This window comes from Piscinibacter sp. XHJ-5 (assembly GCF_029855045.1).
GTDB lineage: Bacteria > Pseudomonadota > Gammaproteobacteria > Burkholderiales > Burkholderiaceae_C > Albitalea.
On record NZ_CP123228.1, the window covers coordinates 5,423,670 to 5,440,030 of the forward strand.

Consider the following 16,361-nt stretch of genomic DNA (forward strand, 5'->3'; position numbering starts at 1 on the left):
TGATGCGGGAGTTCCGCTACGACTTTGCTGCCGGGCCACCAATGCACGACGGCCAGCGTTCAAACCATCGGCCTGTGATTGGACTCAATCCACTTCATCGCAAGTTCATGGAAGGACTCGCCGTTTTCGCCTTTCAATATGGAACAAGACGTCAGCTGCCCCGTGGAATAACGCTTGGCAAGTTGATAGGCACCCTCAACATTGCCCTCGTGAATGAGGCTCGTGACCAATGTGATTGCGTAGGCGCCGCGCTCGACCTGATTCGGATGCGCAGCGACCAAGTCGGAGAATGGCGCCGTGGCAATACACGACTGGAACAGGTTGACGCTGCCCTCGACCATCGCGACCACATTGCCTGCCACTTGATCAGGCGTCGCACCAGGCAACTCAACTTCCTGCGCAAGGATCGGAAGGGCCGAGCATTTGAATGCAGCCCAAGTCCGAAACGAGAGCGGCTAACACTGGTTTTCGGCTATGTCAAGGATGTCCCAGAGAATGGGATCTAGTGCCATCGGCTTGATACGCAGTTCGGCAATGGTTCTTGCCGCATCACGATACACGGACAGGAAAACATCCTGGTACCCGTCGCCGAACCTGCCATACAGAGCGCATTGACTTCTCTTCCAAGGGCCACCTTTGAGAAGCGGTCCGAGCTCCTTAAGCATCGCCTTCTCGAAGTCGGTTCGAACTTTGTACAGATTGGCCATGTGACCTTCGACTTGGCTGGCCTAGCAGGCTGTTGAAAAACGGTGATGACTTCCACTTCGCATTCGAGATGGCCTCGCTTGTACTTGAACCCGCCGGCGCGCGGTGGTGTTCTGTGGCGATGAGAAGACGGCAATCCAGGCGCTGGACCGCAAGGACCGCATGCTGCCGCTGTCGCCCGGGCATGCCGAGAGCCACGAGTTCGCATACAAGCGCAACGGCACGCTGATTCTGTTCGCCGCGTTGGACACCGCCACGGGCGAGATGCTGGGCAAAACCGTGCCGTGCCACACAGGGTCCGATGACGCCCGAAGCCGTCGTGATTTGCGGACCTGCGTGTCCACTTTGAACTCCGATGCTGCAGGTCAGGATGCAATCCGCCGATCTGCCGCTGCGACGCGTGTATTTGATTCACCGCTACCTGCGAACCTTCTTTTCGGTGAGCAGTCCCCAGCCGATCCACAAGAAAAAGACCCCTCCCGATGCGTAGAGCAGAACGCCGAGCGAGAAGGCAATAGGCGCTTTGTCGAAATTGATGACAGCGTTGGTCCATCGCGAAGCCAGATGGACGGTTCCGTGAATTGCCGCGTAGATCGCGTAGCCCACCATAGCGATGCCACCAAGCAACATCACGAGCACCAGTGCAACGTCTCTTGTCATCGCCCACCTCGTTCATGTTCGGCACTGTGCTGCCACAGCGCCCGGCGTCGGCGCAACAGGAACGCCGGGCTGGCGCACTCCATCACCCAGTCATGTTGAGGCGACAAACTGGCCAACGGTCGGCTCGTAAAGCGACTGAGCGCCAGTAGAGATGTCTGTTGCCTCTCCGGCCCAAGCACCTGACTGTCTGCGGCTGCCGAATCGCTGTCCATCATTTCGGCTTTCCATACGGACCAAGAAAAAAGGACCTAGCAACTACTGCTAAGTCCTTGTCAGGCATTCCTGGTGGGCGGTGCAGGGTTCGAACCTGCGACCCCTGCCGTGTGAAGGCAGTGCTCTACCACTGAGCTAACCGCCCGGGTGTTCCGGGTCCCGGCGCTGCCGGGAAAGCCGGGGATTATGCCACAAGCAGTCGCCACACCGTCCTGCCGCCCGACGCCTTGTCCAGGTCGGCCAGCAGCTGGTCGTGGGCCGCCGCCTCCTCCTCGTTGGCGGCGATGACGGGCAGGTCGAAGCTCGCGAAATCGATGACCTCCAGCGCCAGCTCGGCGTCGGTGGCCTCGACCGCATCGATGACGAGCGAGTTCTGCCCGCGCGTCATGTTGATGTAGACCTCGGCCAGCAGGCCGGCATCGAGCAGCGCGCCGTGCAGCGCGCGGTTGGAGTTGTCGACCTCGAGGCGCTTGCACAGCGCGTCCAGAGAGTTGGACTTGCCGGGGAACATCTCGCGCGCCATCGTGAGGCTGTCGGTCACCTCCGCGACTATGTCGGTGAAGCGGCCGCGGCCGATGCGCTTGAGCTCTTCGTCGAGGAAGCCGACGTCGAAGGCCGCGTTGTGGATGATGATCTCGGCGCCCGCCACGTAGTCGAGCAGTTCGTCCGCGATGGCGGCGAAGGCGGGCTTGTCGGACAGGAATTCGTCGGTGAGCCCGTGCACCTTGACCGCGTCCTCGCTGTTGGGCCGCCCGGGGTTGACGTAGAAGTGCAGGTTGCGGCCCGAGAGTCTGCGATTCAGCAGCTCCACGCAGCCGACTTCGACGATGCGGTCGCCTGACTCCGGATTCAGGCCGGTGGTCTCGGTATCGAGAAAAATCTGCCTCATGCCCGCTGCTCCGCGCCGCGCCGGGCCCAGCTCCACAGCGCGATGCCGGCGAGCACCATGGGCACGCACAGCCACTGTCCCATGCTCATGTTGAGCGCGAGCAAGCCGAGGAAGCTGTCGGGCTCGCGGAAGTATTCGGCGATGAAGCGAAAGAGCCCGTAGCCGACGAGGAACGCGCCCGACACCTCGCCCAGCCGACGCGGGCGGCGCGCGTAGAGCCACAGCAGCACGAACAGCAGGATGCCCTCGAGCGCGAACTGGTACAGCTGCGAAGGATGCCGCGGCACGTTGGATCCGGATTGCGGAAAGACCATCGCCCACGGCACGCTGGCGTCGGCCGCGCGGCCCCACAGCTCGCCGTTGATGAAGTTGCCGATGCGTCCCGATGCGAGCCCGGTCGGGACGCACGGCGCGATGAGGTCGGTCACCTCGAGGAAGTGGCGGGCGCGCATGCGCGCGAACAGCGCCATCGCGGCCAGCACGCCGAGCAGGCCGCCGTGGAACGACATGCCCCCCTTCCACACCGCGAAGATTTCCAGCGGATGGGCTGCGTAGTAGCCGGGCTTGTAGAACAGCACGTAGCCGAGACGGCCGCCGATCACGACGCCCAGCACGCCGTAGAACAGCATGTCCTCCACATCGCGCCGCGTCCAGCCTCGCTGCGCGAACTGCGGCTGCTTCACGCGCAGGGCGGCCAGCCACAGGAACAGGCCGAAAGCGACCAGGTAGGTGATGCCATACCAGTGGATGGCGATCGGCCCGAGCTTCAGGGCAATGGGGTCGAACTGAGGGTGGACGAGCATGCGCCGGGGGGTTCGGTGACGACCGCGGATGATAAGGGCGAGGGCTATCATTGCCCGTTGCCGTTCCTCCGCTTGCAAAGAGATCCGCCATGAGCTTGAACCGCCGTTCCAAGAACATCACCGAAGGTGTCGCCCGTGCGCCCAACCGCTCCATGTACTACGCGATGGGGTATGAGCAAGGCGACTTCAGCAAGCCCATGGTCGGGGTGGCCAATGGCCACTCGACCATCACGCCGTGCAATTCGGGCCTGCAGAAGCTGGCCGACGCGGCGGTCGAGGGCCTGAAGGAAGCCGGTGCCAATCCGCAGATCTTCGGCACGCCGACCATCAGCGACGGCATGGCGATGGGCACCGAAGGCATGAAGTACTCGCTGGTGTCGCGCGAGGTGATCTCCGACTGCGTCGAGACCTGCGTCGGCGGGCAGTGGATGGACGGCGTCGTCGTCATCGGCGGCTGCGACAAGAACATGCCGGGCGGCATGATGGGCATGCTGCGCGCCAACGTGCCCGCGATCTATGTCTACGGCGGCACCATCCTGCCGGGCCACTACAAGGGCCAGGACCTCAACATCGTGAGCGTCTTCGAGGCCGTGGGCCAGTTCTCGGCCGGCAAGATGAGCGAGGAAGACTTCTGCCAGATCGAGCGGCGCGCCATTCCGGGCAGCGGCTCGTGCGGCGGCATGTACACCGCCAACACGATGAGTTCGGCCTTCGAGGCGCTGGGCCTCAGCCTGCCGTACAGCTCGACGATGGCCAACGTGCACGACGAGAAGGTGCGTTCCGCGCGGGAGTCGGCGCGCGTGCTGGTCGAGGCGATCAAGCGCGACCTGAAGCCGCGCGACATCGTCACCAGGAAGTCGATCGAGAACGCAGTGGCCGTCATCATGGCCACCGGCGGCTCCACCAACGCGGTGCTTCACTTCCTGGCCATCGCGCACGCGGCCGGAGTCGAATGGACCATCGATGACTTCGAGCGCATGCGCAAGAAGGTGCCGGTGCTGTGCGACCTCAAGCCGAGCGGCAAATACCTTGCAGTCGATCTGCACCAGGCGGGCGGAATCCCGGCGGTCATGAAGATGCTGCTCGGCGCCGGGCTGCTGCACGGCGACTGCATGACGATCACCGGCAAGACCGTGGCCGAGACGCTGGCCGACGTGCCGGAGCCTTCCGGGCAGCAGGACGTGATCCGTCCGGTCGCCGACCCGATGTACGCGGAGGGCCATCTCGCGATCCTCAAAGGCAACCTGTCGCCCGAAGGGTGCGTGGCCAAGATCACCGGCCTGAAGAACCCGGTGATCACCGGCCCGGCGCGCGTCTTCGACGACGAGCAGTCGGCGCTGGCCGCCATCATGGCCGGGCAGATCCGTCCCGGCGACGTGATGGTGCTGCGCTATCTCGGGCCCAAGGGCGGTCCCGGCATGCCTGAAATGCTCGCCCCGACCAGTGCGCTCATCGGCCAGGGCCTGGGCGAGTCGGTGGGGCTCATCACCGACGGTCGCTTCTCCGGGGGCACCTGGGGCATGGTGGTGGGCCACGTCGCGCCCGAAGCCTATGAAGGCGGCAACATCGCGCTGGTCGCGGAAGGCGACTCCATCACCATCGACGCACACACGCTGACGCTGCAGCTCGACGTCACCGATGCCGAGCTCGCGAAGCGCCGCGCGGCATGGAAGCAGCCGGCGCCGCGTTACACGCGCGGCGTGCTGGCCAAGTTTGCGAAGTGCGCGTCCAGCGCGAGCTCGGGCGCCGTGCTCGACAAGTTCGACTAAGGCTGGATCGGCGGCGCAGGCGACTTAGAGCCTGCGCCTGGCCTTCGCCGTGTCGCTGCGCCCGCGCCGGCCCTTGGCATCCATGCCCAGCGCGTCCAGGTTGTCGATGCGGCGCTGGCGCTTCTTGGCTTCCATCTTGTCCATCTCGCGGCGCTTCGTGAAGCCAGTCCCGTCGGCCCATGCCCACCACGCCACCGCGAGCCCGAATGGCAGCAGGATGCCCCACCACGGCCAGGCGCCGACCGGACCGAATTCGGCGATCTTCATGATCAGCAGTGCCACCCCGGCGATGACGAAATACATGGCTCAGCCCCCGCTTCCCTGCCCTCGGGCCGTCAACGACGACGGCCTACAATCCGTTTTGCGACTGTAGCTCACGGACAACCCCGCAGATCGTGCGAAAGGACCCCATGAAATCGCTCTCCATCCTGGTTCTGGCCGTCGCCGCTGCCCCGGCGTTTGCCGCGACCCCCGCCGAGCTGGCGCAGCAAAAGAACTGCATGGCGTGCCACGCCATCGACAAGAAGCTGGTCGGCCCTTCGTACAAGGACGTCGCCGCCAAATACGCCGGCCAGAAAGATGCCGTGGACAAGCTGACGCAGAAGGTGCTCAAGGGCGGCTCCGGCGTCTGGGGCGCGGTCCCGATGCCCGCCAACCCGCAAGTCAACGAAGCCGAAGCCAAGCAGCTCGTGCAGTGGGTGCTGACGCAGAAGTGATCGGGCCCCGCCAAGAAAAAGGCCCCGCACGCGGGGCCTTTTTTCGTCTGGGGGGCGGCTTTCAGTACGCCTGCCCGAGCTGCTCGAGGATGGCCGGGTTTTCCAGCGTGCTGGTGTCCTGGGTGACTGCTTCCCCCTTGGCCACCGAGCGCAGCAGGCGGCGCATGATCTTCCCGGAGCGCGTCTTGGGCAGGTTGTCGCCGAAGCGGATGTCCTTCGGCTTGGCGATCGGACCGATTTCCTTGCCGACCCAGTCGCGCAGCTCCTTGGCCAGCGCCTTGGCCTCGTCGCCGGTGGGACGCGGACGCTTCAGCACGACGAAGGCGCAGACGGCCTCGCCGGTGGTCTCGTCGGGGCGCCCCACGACCGCCGCCTCCGCCACCACGGGATTGGCCACCAGCGCGGATTCGATCTCCATCGTCCCCATGCGGTGTCCGGACACGTTCAGCACGTCGTCGATGCGGCCGGTGATGGTGAAGTAGCCGGTCTTCTCGTCGCGGATCGCGCCGTCGCCGGCGAGGTAGTACTTGCCCTGGAAGTCTGCCGGGTAGTAGCTCTTCTTGTAGCGCTCGGGATCGCCCCAGATCGTGCGGATCATCGACGGCCACGGCCTCTTGACGACCAGAATGCCGCCCTGGCCCCACGGCACTTCCTTGCCGGTCTCGTCGACGACCGCGGCGTCGATGCCGGGGAACGGCAGCGTGCACGACCCCGGCACCAGCGTCGTGGCACCCGGCAGCGGCGTGATCATGTGGGCGCCGGTCTCGGTCTGCCAGAAGGTGTCGACGATCGGGCAGCGGCTGCCGCCGATGTTCTCGTGATACCAGACCCATGCCGCCGGGTTGATGGGCTCGCCCACCGTGCCGAGGATGCGCAGGCTCGACAGGTCGTAGTTGCGCGGGTGGGCGGTGGCATTGGCTTCGGCCGCCTTGATCAGCGACCGGATGGCCGTGGGGGCGGTGTAGAAAACCGTGACCTTGTGGTCCTGGATCATCTTCCAGAAGCGCCCGGCGTCCGGATAGGTGGGAATGCCTTCGAAGACGATCTCGGTGGCGCCCAGCGACAGCGGACCGTAGGCGATGTAGGTGTGGCCCGTCACCCAGCCGATGTCGGCCGTGCACCAGAAGATGTCGTCGGGCTTGAGGTCGAAGGTCCACTTGGTGGTCAGCGAGGCCATGAGCAGATAGCCGCCGGTGGAGTGCTGCACGCCCTTGGGCTTGCCTGTCGAACCCGAGGTGTAGAGCAGGAACAGCGGATGCTCGGCGCTCACCCACTCGGGCTCGCAGGTGGGCGCCTGCGCTGCCGTGAGCTCGTGCAGCCAGCGATCGCGCTGGCCGTTCCATGCGATGTTGCCGCCGGTGCGCTTGTAGACGATCACGTCCTTCACGCTGTCGCAGCCGCCCAGGCCGATCGCCTCGTCGACGATGGCCTTCAGCGGCAGCTGCTTGCCGCCGCGCAGCTGCTCGTCGGCAGTGATGACCATCACCGCGCCGGCATCCTCGATGCGGTCGCGCAGCGACTGCGCCGAGAAGCCGCCGAACACGACGGAGTGGGTGGCGCCGATGCGCGCGCAGGCCTGCATGGCCACGACACCTTCGACCGACATCGACATGTAGATGACGACACGATCGCCCTTCTTCACGCCGCTTGCCTTCAGCGCGTTGGCCATCTGGCAAGTCCGGGCCAGCAGGTCGCGGTAGGTGACCCGCGTGACTTTTCCGTCGTCGGCCTCGAAGATGATCGCGACCTTTTCGCCGAGCCCCGCTTCGACTTGCCTGTCGAGGCAGTTGTACGAGACGTTGAGCGTGCCGTCTTCGAACCATTTGAAGAACGGGGCATTGCTCTGGTCGAGCACCTTGGTGAACGGCTTCTTCCAGCTCACCAGCTCGCGTGCCAGGCGCGCCCAGTAGCCCTCATAGTCGGTTCGGGCTTCCTCGACCAGCTTTTCGTAGGCGGCCATTCCCGACACGTGCGCCGCTTTCGCGAACGCCTCCGGTGCGGGATACAACTTGGTGGCGTGTTCCGACATGCGTGTCTCCTGGAGGGCGGTTCTGTGACTTGGTTCGCACCTTAGGCAGATGCTCTTACGAAGCGCTTACTCGACGAATTGCGTGCCCCGGGGCGGTCATCGTCGCGCACCTACAATTTTGGGCAATCGGACAAATCCCTGAAGAACACACCCATGGCTCAACTGCAGGATCCCACCACCGTCAAGCTGCGCCCGCTGCCGAATCTGATCTTCATGAGCCGCTGGCTGCAGCTTCCGCTGTACCTGGGGCTGATCCTCGCGCAGGGCGTCTATGTCTTCCACTTCTGGGTCGAGCTGGTCCACCTCATCGAGGCGGCCATGGGCGACAAGACGGCGCTGCAGACCGTGCTGAGCGCGGTGGCGGTCAAGGGCGAGAACGTGCCCACCGATGCCAAGCTGACCGAGACGACGATCATGCTGGTCGTGCTGGGGCTCATCGACGTCGTCATGATCTCCAACCTGCTCATCATGGTGATCGTCGGCGGCTACGAGACCTTCGTGAGCCGCATGAACCTCGAAGGCCATCCCGACCAGCCCGAATGGTTGAGCCACGTCAATGCATCGGTGCTGAAAGTGAAGCTGGCCACCGCAATCATCGGCATCAGCTCCATCCATCTGCTGAAGACCTTCATCAACGCCGGCGCGCTGACCGACCGGGTGCTCATCGCGCAGACGGTGATCCACACCGTCTTCCTGCTGTCGGCGCTGGCCATCGCCATGACCGATCGCCTGCTGGCCGCGCCCGCCCATGCCGAGCACTGAACCCTCCCTGCCGCCAACCGAGACACGCTCATGACCACCATCCGCTACGCCGACCTCGTCGACAGCGTCGCTGCCGCGCTGCAGTACATCTCGTATTACCACCCGTCGGACTACATCGCGCACCTCGCCCGCGCCTACGAGGCCGAGCAAAGCGCCGCGGCGAAGGACGCGATCGCGCAGATCCTCACCAACTCGAAGATGTGCGCCGAGGGCCGGCGGCCGATCTGCCAGGACACCGGCATCGTCAACGTGTTCCTGAAGGTCGGCATGGACGTTCGCTTCGAGGGCTTTCCGGCCGGCGTGGAAGACGCCGTCAACGACGGTGTGCGCCGCGGCTACCTCGATCCCGACAACACGCTGCGCGCCAGCATCGTGGCCGACCCGCACTTCGAGCGCAAGAACACCAAGGACAACACGCCGGCCGTCGTGCACGTGAGCCTGGTGCGGGGCAGCACGGTCGACGTGCAGATCGCGGCCAAGGGCGGCGGCAGCGAGAACAAGAGCAAGTTCGTGATGATGAATCCGAGCGACAGCCTGGTCGACTGGGTGCTGAAGACCGTGCCCACCATGGGCGCGGGCTGGTGCCCGCCGGGCATGCTCGGCATCGGCATCGGGGGCACGGCCGAGAAGGCGATGCTGCTGGCCAAGGAAAGCCTGATGCAGGACATCGACATGCACGAGCTCAAGCAGCGAGGCCCGCAGAACAAGGTCGAGGAGCTGCGCATCGAGCTGTGCGACAAGATCAATGCGCTGGGCATCGGTGCGCAGGGCCTCGGCGGCCTCACCACGGTGCTCGACGTCAAGATCGCCACCTATCCCACCCATGCGGCGAGCAAGCCGGTGGCGATGATCCCGAACTGCGCGGCCACGCGCCATGCGCACTTCGTGCTCGACGGTACGGGCCCCGCCTACCTCGAGCCGCCCAGCCTCGACCTCTGGCCCGACGTGCGCTGGGCGCCCGACTACAACAAGAGCAAGCGCGTCAACCTCGACACGCTGACCAAGGAAGAGGTGGCGAGCTGGAAGCCCGGCGACACGCTGCTGCTCAACGGCAAGATGCTCACCGGACGCGACGCCGCGCACAAGCGCATCCAGGACATGCTGGCCAAGGGCGAGAAGCTGCCGGTGGACTTCACCAATCGCGTCATCTACTACGTGGGCCCGGTCGACCCGGTGCGCGACGAAGTGGTCGGGCCCGCCGGGCCGACGACGGCCACGCGCATGGACAAGTTCACCGAGATGATGCTGGCGCAGACCGGCCTCATCGGCATGATCGGCAAGGCCGAGCGCGGCCCGGCCGGCATCGACGCGATTCGCAAGCACAAGTCCGCCTACCTGATGGCCGTGGGCGGTGCCGCCTACCTGGTCGCCCAGGCCATCAAGGCGGCGACGGTCGTCGGCTTCGACGACCTGGGCATGGAGGCGATCTACGAGTTCGACGTGAAGGACATGCCGGTCACCGTGGCGGTGGACTCACAAGGCACGTCGGTGCACCAGACGGGTCCGGCCGAGTGGCAGGCGAAGATCGGCAAGATCCCCGTCGCCACCGCGTGAATCAGGTCCGCTCGATCCTCGCGTACGCCGAGTGCGCGTGGATCGACTCGAAGTTCTCCACGTCGACGCTGTAGCGCCCCACGCGCTCATCGGCGTTGAGCCGCAGTGCCACGTCACGCACCAGGTCTTCGACGAACTTGGGGTTCTCGTACGCGCGCTCGGTGACCCACTTCTCGTCGGCGCGCTTGAGCATGGGCCAGACCTCGCTCGATGCGCTGTCCTCGGCGAAGCGCACGAGCTCGGTCCATTCGATGTCCTGCTTGAGCTCGACGCGGATGGTGACGTGCGAACGCTGGTTGTGCGCGCCGTAGTCGGAGATTTCCTTGGAGCAGGGGCACAGCGACTTCACCGGCACCACCACCTCGGCCCACACGCTGGTCGTGGTGCCGCGCGCGTCGGCGATCCAGCGGCCCTGGTACTCGAGCAGGCTCTCGACACCCGACACCGGCGCACGCTTGCGCAGGAAGAAGGGAAAGCGCGCTTCGATGCGTCCTTCGGTCGCGTGCAGCTTGTCGAGCATCGCAGCCATGCCGCTGCGCAGGGTAGCGGCATCGAGCGGCGCATCGATCGCATCGAGCCAGGCGACGAAGCGCGACATGTGCGTGCCCTTCTGCTCCGCAGGCAACGCGACGTCGAGGTCCCACTGCGCGACGGTGGGCAGCACCGCCTTGCCGATGCGCAGTTCCACCGGATAGCGCACGTCCTTCACGCCGACCCGCTGGATCGCGAGGTGGCGCTCGTCACGCTCGCTTTGCGTGTCGGGAATGTGCAGTGCGTCTTTCAGATTGCTCATGTGATTCATTGAAGCCCCCCGCGGCGAAGCGGGCTGCGTGGTCCTTCCGACCCCGTGACCGGACCAAGCATCTCACCAATCGCGCGCCCCTGTGATGCGAAGGACATGAACACAGCGTTGCGCGTCCCGCAACGGCCGACCGCGCCCTCAGTGGTTGACCGCCGGACGAACGAGGGCCGGGCGCGCGCCGAAGCGCTTGAGAACCGACTGCTCGATGCCCGCCGCATCGAGCCCGCACATCGCGAGCAGCTTGGCGGGATCTCCATGCTCGATGAACTCGTCGGGCAGTCCCAACGTGAGCACCGGAGTCATGATGCCGGCGGCCCCCAGCGCCTCCATCACCGCGCTGCCGGCGCCGCCCATCGTGCAGCCTTCTTCCACGGTGACGATTGCATCATGGCTGCGCCCCAGTTCTGTCACCAGCGCGACATCGAGCGGCTTGACGAAGCGCATGTTGGCGACCGTGGCGTCGAGCCGCTCGGCGGCCTGCAGCGCGGGGTACAGCAGCGGACCGAAGGCCAGGATGGCGATGCGCTTGCCCTGCCCCGGCGCGCGGCCGGCCTCGCGGCGGACCTCGCCGCGGCCGAACGGAATGGATGTCATCTCGGCCTGGATCTCGGCGCCGATGCCGACGCCGCGGGGGTAGCGAACCGCTGTCGGATGGTCCCGCAGGAAGGCGGTGTACAGCGCCTGGCGGCATTCGTTCTCGTCGGCGGGGGTCAGCACGCCGATGTTCGGAATGCAGCGCAGGTAGGCGATGTCGTAGGCGCCGGCATGCGTGGCGCCGTCGGCGCCAACGAGGCCGGCGCGGTCGAGCGCGAACACGATGGGCAGGTTCTGGATGGCGACGTCGTGGATGAGCTGGTCGTAGGCGCGCTGCAGGAAGGTGGAATAGATCGCCACCACAGGCTTGAGCCCCTCGCAGGCGAGACCGGCGGCGAAGGTCACCGCGTGCTGCTCGGCGATGCCCACATCGTGGTAGCGCGCCGGAAAGCGACGTTCGAACTCGACCATGCCGGAGCCTTCGCGCATCGCGGGCGTGATGCCCACCAGACGCTTGTCCTTCTCGGCCATGTCGCACAGCCATTGGCCGAAAACCTGCGTGAAGGTCGGCTTGGGCGGCTTGGTCGGCTTCTGCAAGCCCACCTTGGGATCGAACTTGCCGGGTCCGTGGTAATTCACCGGATCGGCCTCGGCCAGCTTGTAGCCATAGCCTTTCTTGGTGACCACGTGCAGGAATTGGGCACCCGGCTTGTCGCGCAGGTTCTCGAGCGTCGGGATCAGCGAATCGAGGTCATGGCCGTCGATGGGGCCGACGTAGTTGAACCCGAACTCCTCGAAGATCGTGCCGGGCACCACCATGCCCTTGGCGTGCTCCTCGAAGCGACGCGCCAGCTCGAACAGCGGCGGCGCGTTCTTCAGCACTTGCTTGGCGCCCTCGCGGGCTGCGGTGTAGAACTTGCCGCTCATCAGGCGCGCGAGATACCGGTTCAGTGCGCCGACCGGCGGCGAGATCGACATGTCGTTGTCGTTCAGGATCACCAGCATGTCGGGGTGGCCGCAGGCGTGCGGCATGCCGGCGTTGTTGAGCGCCTCGAATGCCATGCCGGCGGTCATCGCGCCGTCGCCGATGATGGCGACAGCCTTGCGCTTCTCGCCCTTCATCCGGGCGGCGATCGCCATGCCCAGTGCGGCCGAGATGGACGTCGACGAATGAGCGGTGCCGAAGGTGTCGTATTCGCTCTCGTCGCGGCGCGGGAATCCGCTGATTCCCCCCAGTTGGCGCAACGTGGGCATGCGGTCGCGCCGGCCGGTGAGGATCTTGTGCGGGTAGGTCTGATGGCCCACGTCCCACACCAGGCGGTCGTGCGGCGTGTTGAACACGTGATGCAGCGCGATCGTCAACTCGACCGTGCCGAGGTTGGACGACAGGTGCCCGCCCGTCTGTGACACGCTTTGCAGCACGAAGTCACGCAGCTCGACGGCAAGCTGCTTGAGATCGGTCCGCGACAACCGGCGCACGTCGGCGGGGCTGTTGATGGATTGAAGCAGGGTGTGGTTCATCGAGGCAGCTTCAGTTGTCGCGGTCCACGACCTTGTCGGCCAGCAGGCTGAGCCAGGCGGCGTGGGTCAGGCCGCTTCGGGCGAGGGCCGCCTGGGCCTTGTCGCGGAGCTCGGCGGCATGCCGGCGGGCCGCATCGAGGCCCAGCACGGTCACATACGTGGGCTTGTTGTTGTGCAGGTCCTTGCCGGCCGTCTTGCCGAGCGTTTCGGACGCCTGCGTCACATCGAGAATGTCGTCGACGACCTGGAAGGCCAGGCCGACGGCATCGCCGAAGTCGCTCAGCGCCTGCCATTGCGGCGGCGTGGTCGTGCCGCAGGCCGCACCCATCAGGACGCTGGCCTGCAGCAGGGCGCCTGTCTTGCGGTGGTGCATGTCGCGCAGCGTGTGCTCGTCGAGCGGAAGGCCGATGCTGGCCAGGTCGATGGCCTGTCCGCCGGCCATGCCGTCGTGGCCCGCAGCGCGCGCCAGCAAGGCACACAGGCGCGCCTGCAGCGCGGGCGGCACGCCCTCATCGGGGGTGAGGATCTCGAAGGCCAGGGCCTGCATCGCATCGCCGGCGAGCATGGCCTGCGCCTCGCCGAACTGCACGTGCACCGTCGGCTTTCCCCGCCGCAGCACGTCGTTGTCCATGCAGGGCATGTCGTCGTGGATCAGCGAGTAGGCATGGATGAGCTCCACCGCGCAGGCCGCGCGCAAGGCGGCCTCGTGCTGGCCGCCCACGGCCTGCGCAGCGGCCAGCACGAGCAGCGGCCGCACACGCTTGCCGCCATCGAGCACGCCATAGCGCATGGCCAGGCCGAGGCCTGCCGGTGCGTTTTCAGGCACCCACCGGTCCAGCGCCGCCTCGACCGCGTCAAGCTGCTGGCGGGCCCATTGATCGAATTCGGCTCGCTTCATGCGGGCATCCAGGGCTTGAGCTGTCCCTCCTCGAGGACCTTGACCTGTTGCTCGACGGCTTCGAGCCGCGAGCGGCAGAACGCCAGCAACTCTGCGCCGCGCTGGTAGCTGCGCAGCAGTTGATCCAGGGGAAGCTGTCCGCCTTCCATCGCCGCGACCAAACGCTCCAGCTCGGCCAGAGCGTCCTCGTACGTGGCGGGTACGGTGGCTTGCGCAGAAGTCTGAGGGGACGAGGACATTTTCGCGAGGTGAAACCTCGATTGTAGTCGTCACGACATATTGAGAAACCCCGGCGCGGCCCCAAGTCGGTGGGGTCGCTTCAACCCGTCTGGAACGTGCATCACGCACCCCACGGGTACAATCCGCGGCCCGCCGCAGAGCCGCTTTCTGCGTTCCGCGGGCTTTCTTTCCCCCATCGCCGGTCTTGCGGGGCACAAGGCGGCCCCTTCCCGGCTCACGGGGGCGGTTCGACATTGGTTTTTGGAGATCCTGGGGATCATGTCCGACCTGAGCATCACCCTCGAAGCTCTTGAACGAAGCCGTTCACAACTCTCGGTCAGCAGTTACTTCGACGACGACCTGTTTCGTTGCGAGATGGAGCTCCTCTTCCAGCGCGGACCGCGCTACATCGGCCACGAGCTCTCCGTGCCGGAAGTGGGCGACTATCACGCGCTGGCCCACGAATCGGAGGGCCGCGCGCTGGTGCGCACGCCGAAGGGCGTGGAGCTCATCTCCAATGTCTGCCGTCATCGCCAGGCCGTGATGCTGCGCGGCCGAGGCAACACGCGCAGCAACATCGTCTGCCCCCTGCACCGCTGGACCTACGATCTGCAGGGCCAGCTCATCGGCGCGCCGCACTTCGCCCACGATCCCTGCCTCAACCTCAACAACTACCGTACCCGCACCTGGAACGGCATGGTGTTCGAGGACAACGGCCGCGACATCGCCGCCGACCTGGCGCAGCTGGGGTCCAAGGCGGATCTCGATTTCAGCGGCCACGTGCTCGGCAAGGTGCAGCTTCACGAGTGCGACTACAACTGGAAGACCTTCATCGAGGTCTACCTCGAGGACTATCACGTCGCACCTTTCCATCCAGGGCTCGGCCAGTTCGTGACCTGCGAAGACCTGCGCTGGGAATTCGGCGACGAATACTCGGTGCAGACCGTCGGAACCAAGAACGCGCTGGCCAAGGCCGGATCGGCCACCTACCGCAAGTGGCACGACGCGGTGCTGGCCTACCGCAACGGCGTGCCTCCCAAGTACGGCGCCATCTGGCTCACCTACTACCCGAACGTCATGATCGAGTGGTACCCGCATGTGCTGGTGGTCTCCACGCTGTACCCCAAGGGACCGCAGAAGACGCTCAACGTGGTCGAGTTCTACTACCCCGAGGAGATCGCGGCCTTCGAGCCGGAATTCGTCCAGGCCCAGCAGGCCGCCTATTGGGAAACCTGCGTGGAAGACGACGAGATCGCGTTGCGCATGGACGCCGGCCGCAAGGCGCTGATGGAACGCGGCGACGACGAGGCCGGCCCCTACCAGAGCCCGATGGAAGACGGCATGCAGCAGTTCCACGAGTGGTACCGGCGAGTGATGATGAAACGCAGGGCGTGATGTCGGCCCCCTGGCTGATGGTGCTGGCGTCGCTGCTGTTCGCGACGATGGGCGTGTGCGTGAAGCTGGCCTCGGCGCAGTACGGCAGCGGCGAGATCGTCTTCTATCGCGGTCTTGTCGGCGCATTGATGATCGGCGTGGCCACCGTCTGGAAGGGCACGACGCTGCGCACCGCCGTTCCGGCCAGGCACTTCTGGCGCAGCCTGACGGGCGTCACGGCCCTTTGCCTGTGGTTCTACGCGATCGGCAACCTGCCGCTGGCCACCGCGATGACGCTGAACTACTCGTCGTCGGTCTGGATGGCGCTGTTCCTGCTGGGCAGCGCCGCGGTCTTCCGCACGCGTCCGGTCGACCGCCGGCTCGTCGTCGCGGTGCTGCTCGGGTTCACCGGCGTCGCCCTGATCCTGCGACCCACCATCGAGGAGCAGCAGCTCTGGCACGGACTCGCCGGACTGCTGTCGGGCATGGTATCGGCGATGGCCTACCTGCAGGTCACTTCTCTCGGCCGCGCCGGGGAGCCCGAGGGACGCATCGTCTTCTATTTCTCGGTCGGCGGCATCTTCGGGGGAGCGCTGCTCAGCTCGCTGGCCGGCTGGCACGCCCACACCTGGGGCGGCATCGGCCTGCTGCTGGCGGTCGGCGTGCTGGCCACCGTCGCACAACTGATGATCACCCGGGCGTACGCCAAGGGTCGTCCGCTGGTCAACGCAAGCCTGCAATACCTCGGCATCGCGTTTTCCTTCCTCTATGGCGTGCTGCTGTTTGGCGATCGCATCACGTGGCTGGCGGTCGTCGGCATGCTGCTGATCGTCGCGGCGGGCGTGCGGGCGACGCTTCTGCGCACCCGGGTGGTGACCGCGAGCAGCGTCGCGCCCTCCACCGAGACATGAGC

The 16,361-nt window shown here is 65.8% G+C and carries 17 protein-coding genes, 1 tRNA gene and 1 pseudogene; 7 read left to right on the forward strand and 12 right to left on the reverse strand.

The genetic code is table 11. The features are described 5' to 3' along the window. Positions 1–59: 59 nt before the first annotated feature. Both P7V53_RS25605 and P7V53_RS25610 read right to left on the reverse strand, forming a co-directional pair. Entirely contained in the window at positions 60–386 is a 327-nt protein-coding gene (locus P7V53_RS25605) for a hypothetical protein (protein WP_280152316.1), read from the reverse strand. A gap of 69 nt (positions 387–455) precedes the next feature. After that, positions 456–707 carry a hypothetical protein gene (locus tag P7V53_RS25610; RefSeq protein WP_280152317.1) on the reverse strand — a complete coding sequence of 84 codons (252 nt, stop codon included), beginning with the start codon at positions 705–707 and terminating at the stop codon, positions 456–458. Positions 708–785: 78 nt separating this feature from the next. Between P7V53_RS25610 and P7V53_RS25615 the strand changes: the two are divergent. Continuing rightward, positions 786–987, forward strand: a pseudogene (locus P7V53_RS25615) (IS630 family transposase); the annotation flags it as partial. 135 nt (positions 988–1,122) lie between these two features. On the opposite strand, the gene P7V53_RS25620 reads toward P7V53_RS25615, so the two are convergent. From P7V53_RS25620 to lgt, 4 genes are all read right to left on the reverse strand, one after another. Continuing rightward, positions 1,123–1,365 carry a hypothetical protein gene (locus P7V53_RS25620; RefSeq protein ID WP_280156665.1) on the reverse strand — a complete coding sequence of 81 codons (243 nt, stop codon included), beginning with the start codon at positions 1,363–1,365 and terminating at the stop codon, positions 1,123–1,125. A gap of 283 nt (positions 1,366–1,648) precedes the next feature. Beyond that, positions 1,649–1,723: transfer RNA gene (locus tag P7V53_RS25625), tRNA-Val, on the reverse strand. A 39-nt stretch (positions 1,724–1,762) separates the two neighbouring features. Further along, the gene (dnaQ, locus tag P7V53_RS25630; protein WP_280152318.1) at positions 1,763–2,467 is read right to left on the reverse strand and encodes a DNA polymerase III subunit epsilon; all 705 of its coding nucleotides are present in this window, start codon (positions 2,465–2,467) and stop codon (positions 1,763–1,765) included. Then, positions 2,464–3,270 carry a prolipoprotein diacylglyceryl transferase gene (gene lgt, locus P7V53_RS25635; protein WP_280152319.1) on the reverse strand — a complete coding sequence of 269 codons (807 nt, stop codon included), beginning with the start codon at positions 3,268–3,270 and terminating at the stop codon, positions 2,464–2,466. Before lgt ends, dnaQ begins: the two co-directional genes overlap by 4 nt. 89 nt (positions 3,271–3,359) lie before the next feature. Between lgt and ilvD the strand changes: the two genes are divergently transcribed. Next, entirely contained in the window at positions 3,360–5,039 is a 1,680-nt protein-coding gene (gene ilvD / locus P7V53_RS25640; RefSeq protein ID WP_280152320.1) for a dihydroxy-acid dehydratase, read from the forward strand. Between the two features lie 24 nt (positions 5,040–5,063). On the opposite strand, the gene P7V53_RS25645 is transcribed toward ilvD, so the two are convergent. Then, positions 5,064–5,342 (reverse strand): TIGR04438 family Trp-rich protein, encoded by a 279-nt coding sequence (locus tag P7V53_RS25645; RefSeq protein WP_280152321.1) that lies wholly within the window; start codon positions 5,340–5,342, stop codon positions 5,064–5,066. 107 nt (positions 5,343–5,449) lie between these two features. On the opposite strand from P7V53_RS25645, the gene P7V53_RS25650 reads away from it, so the two are divergent. After that, entirely contained in the window at positions 5,450–5,755 is a 306-nt protein-coding gene (locus tag P7V53_RS25650) for a c-type cytochrome (protein ID WP_280152322.1), read from the forward strand. 61 nt (positions 5,756–5,816) lie between these two features. On the opposite strand, the gene acs is transcribed toward P7V53_RS25650, so the two are convergent. Further along, positions 5,817–7,784: an acetate--CoA ligase gene (acs, locus tag P7V53_RS25655; protein WP_280152323.1), complete on the reverse strand. Its 1,968-nt coding sequence runs from the start codon at positions 7,782–7,784 to the stop codon at positions 5,817–5,819. 153 nt (positions 7,785–7,937) lie between these two features. Here acs and P7V53_RS25660 point away from each other — a divergent pair, with 153 nt between their 5' ends. Together P7V53_RS25660 and P7V53_RS25665 are read left to right on the forward strand one after the other, a co-directional pair. Next, a complete protein-coding gene (locus P7V53_RS25660; protein WP_280152324.1) occupies positions 7,938–8,546 on the forward strand; it encodes a YqhA family protein in 609 nt (202 codons plus the stop codon). A gap of 30 nt (positions 8,547–8,576) precedes the next feature. Further along, the gene (locus tag P7V53_RS25665; protein WP_280152325.1) at positions 8,577–10,100 is read left to right on the forward strand and encodes a fumarate hydratase; all 1,524 of its coding nucleotides are present in this window, start codon (positions 8,577–8,579) and stop codon (positions 10,098–10,100) included. Between the two features lies 1 nt (position 10,101). On the opposite strand, the gene folE2 is transcribed toward P7V53_RS25665, so the two are convergent. From folE2 to P7V53_RS25685, 4 genes are all read right to left on the reverse strand, one after another. After that, positions 10,102–10,893 (reverse strand): GTP cyclohydrolase FolE2, encoded by a 792-nt coding sequence (folE2, locus tag P7V53_RS25670; protein WP_280152326.1) that lies wholly within the window; start codon positions 10,891–10,893, stop codon positions 10,102–10,104. A gap of 147 nt (positions 10,894–11,040) precedes the next feature. Next, complete coding sequence (gene dxs / locus P7V53_RS25675) at positions 11,041–12,957, reverse strand: 1-deoxy-D-xylulose-5-phosphate synthase (RefSeq protein WP_280152327.1); 1,917 nt, start codon at positions 12,955–12,957, stop codon at positions 11,041–11,043. Positions 12,958–12,967: 10 nt separating this feature from the next. Continuing rightward, positions 12,968–13,855 (reverse strand): farnesyl diphosphate synthase, encoded by an 888-nt coding sequence (locus P7V53_RS25680; RefSeq protein WP_280152328.1) that lies wholly within the window; start codon positions 13,853–13,855, stop codon positions 12,968–12,970. Next, on the reverse strand, positions 13,852–14,094 hold the full coding sequence (locus P7V53_RS25685) for an exodeoxyribonuclease VII small subunit (protein ID WP_280152329.1): 243 nt from the start codon (positions 14,092–14,094) through the stop codon (positions 13,852–13,854). Before P7V53_RS25685 ends, P7V53_RS25680 begins: the two co-directional genes overlap by 4 nt. A 259-nt stretch (positions 14,095–14,353) precedes the next feature. Here P7V53_RS25685 and P7V53_RS25690 point away from each other — a divergent pair, with 259 nt between their 5' ends. Together P7V53_RS25690 and P7V53_RS25695 are read left to right on the forward strand one after the other, a co-directional pair. After that, positions 14,354–15,469 (forward strand): aromatic ring-hydroxylating dioxygenase subunit alpha, encoded by a 1,116-nt coding sequence (locus P7V53_RS25690; protein ID WP_280152330.1) that lies wholly within the window; start codon positions 14,354–14,356, stop codon positions 15,467–15,469. Continuing rightward, entirely contained in the window at positions 15,469–16,359 is an 891-nt protein-coding gene (locus P7V53_RS25695; protein ID WP_280152331.1) for a DMT family transporter, read from the forward strand. Before P7V53_RS25690 ends, P7V53_RS25695 begins: the two co-directional genes overlap by 1 nt. Positions 16,360–16,361 lie beyond the last annotated feature (2 nt).